At 74.9% G+C, this 2,005-nt stretch carries 2 protein-coding genes and 1 pseudogene; all 3 read right to left on the bottom strand.

Going from position 1 to position 2,005, the window contains the following annotated elements; genetic code table 11:
- Positions 1-510 (bottom strand): annotated as a pseudogene (locus tag FNQ90_RS21135) (galactonate dehydratase); the annotation flags it as partial.
- Positions 511-598: 88 nt separating this feature from the next.
- Positions 599-1,375, bottom strand: a complete 777-nt coding sequence (locus FNQ90_RS21130) for an SDR family NAD(P)-dependent oxidoreductase (RefSeq protein WP_182607809.1) — start codon at positions 1,373-1,375, stop codon at positions 599-601.
- Positions 1,376-1,492: 117 nt separating this feature from the next.
- Positions 1,493-1,900 (bottom strand): DUF1330 domain-containing protein, encoded by a 408-nt coding sequence (locus FNQ90_RS21125; RefSeq protein WP_182607808.1) that lies wholly within the window; start codon positions 1,898-1,900, stop codon positions 1,493-1,495.
- Positions 1,901-2,005 lie beyond the last annotated feature (105 nt).

Raw genomic sequence — 2,005 nt, 5'->3', positions numbered from 1 at the left:
GGCCAGCTCGGCGCGGCGCACCACCCGGTCCAGCTCGCCGACCGTGCCCAGGCGGTTCATCCGGCCGGCGGCGTTCATCTTCACGGCTGTGAGACCGGACTCCACCACGGCGGTCAGCGCGTCGGTGATCTCGGCGGGGTCGTCCCCGCCCACCCAGCCGTAGGCCCGCACCCGCTCCCGCACCGGGCCGCCGAGCAGTACGTGCACCGGGGCGCCCAGGGTCTTGCCGGCGATGTCCCACAGGGCCTGGTCCAGCCCGGCGACGGCACTGGAGAGAATCGGCCCGCCCCGGTAGAAGCCGCCCCTGGTCATCGACTGCCAGTGGTCCTCGACGCGCAACGGGTCGCGTCCCACGAGTAGTTCGGAGAGCTCGCGGACCGCCGTGCGGACCGTCGCGGCCCTGCCCTCCACCACCGGTTCGCCCCAGCCGACCACGCCCTGGTCGGTCTCGATCCGGCACAGCAGCCAGCGCGGCGGCACGGCGAACGTCTCGACGCGGGTGATCCTCACTCGATGCTCCTCGTTGCCCGCCGGCGGCGTGCGAGCCGGTGCGCGGAAAGCGGTGCGGTGACGGTCGGGCCGGTGCCCGGCGGCGGGGTCACGAGCCCCCCTTGACCACGCTCCAGCCGCCGTCCACCACGAGCGAGGCGCCGGTGACGTAGGAGGCGTCGGTGTGCAGGAGGAAGGAGATGGCGGAGGCGACCTCCTCGGGGCGGCCGAGTCGATGGGCCGCCGTCTGCGCGGCGCTCGCGCGGCGGTCGGCCTCGCCGATGCCGTCCCAGGCGGGGGTGAGGACGGGACCCGGCAGGACGGCGTTCACCCGCACCCCCGGGCCGTACTCCACCGCCAACTGCCGGGTGAGGCCGGTCAGTCCGGCCTTCGCGGCGGCGTAGGCGGGGCGCCCCGGCAGGCCGGCGAGGGCGTGCACGGAGGAGACCAGGACCACGGCCCCGCCGGTCTCCCGGAGATGGGGCAGGCAGGCGCGGAAGCCGAGGAAGGCGGCGGTGAGGTTGACCGCGATCTGGCGGTTCCACTCGGGGAGGTCGATGCGGTCGGCCGGGCCGACGGTCACGCCGGCCGCGTTGCCGACCAGGCCGGAGATCGGGCCCGGGCGTTCGCCCGTCGCCCGGACGACCTCCCGCCACTGTTCCTCGTCGGTCACGTCGAGCGCGTGGTGCTCGGCCTCACCGCCGGAGCGCCGGATTTCCGAGGCGACCTCGGCCGCTCCCTCGGCGTGGAGGTCCGTCACCGCGACGGCGGCCCCCTCGGCGGCCAGTCGGCGGGCCGTGGCCGCCCCGATCCCCGAGGCCGCGCCCGTCACCAGTACGCACCGCCCGGCGAACCGACCATCACGCGACGGTTTGTCCCGTTCCACGCTCGTCCTCCCCTCGGGGGTCGAAACCGGGGCGCCACCCGCCCGGTAGGATTCATTAAATATTAATTATTTGACGTCGCCAAGCCCTTCCGTCGCTCTCCCGTGCCCCCGGGCCGCTCAGGTGCTCCCGGGGGCACCCGCCGGCCGGGGCCTGTCGGGCCGACCCCACGGGCGGGTGGGCTGGAGCACCGCCTCGGTCAGCGCGACCGCGCGCCACCGCGCCACATCCCGGTACCCCGGATCGGAGACCATCGCCAGGAACGCCGCCCGGCTCGGGTACCGGACCAGCAGGACCGCGTCCCACTCCTGCCCCTCCTCGGCCACCAGCGCCCCGGCGCCCTCCCCGGCGTAGAGCACCTCGCCGCCGTGGCGCGGCAGGAAGGTCTCGGCCACCGCCCGCGAGTAGCGGCGGTAGGCCTCCCGGCCGCCCTCCGCGAACCGCAGCAGGTTGAGCATCACCACCGGGCCGTCCGGATCCTCCGCGACGAACCGCCGCAGGTCGTCCTGCCGGGGATTCACGGCCATGTCGCCTCCTCATTGACCAAGCGCTTGCTCAGTCCATCCCAGCGGGAGCGGGTCCTCGCGTCAAGGGCACCGACCCGGCCGCTCGCCACGGGAACGGGGCGGGCA

This window comes from Streptomyces alkaliphilus, assembly GCF_014141535.1.
Classification (GTDB): Bacteria; Actinomycetota; Actinomycetes; order Streptomycetales; family Streptomycetaceae; genus Streptomyces; species Streptomyces alkaliphilus.
Note: the sequence above shows the minus strand (reverse complement) of the source record. Positions and strands in the feature narration are given on the sequence as shown.

What these genes read in the sequence shown, in the direction of transcription:
- FNQ90_RS21125 (WP_182607808.1), bottom strand. Translation starts at nt 1,900, where the DNA reads ATGGCCGTGAATCCCCGGCAGGACGACCTGCGGCGGTTCGTCGCGGAG.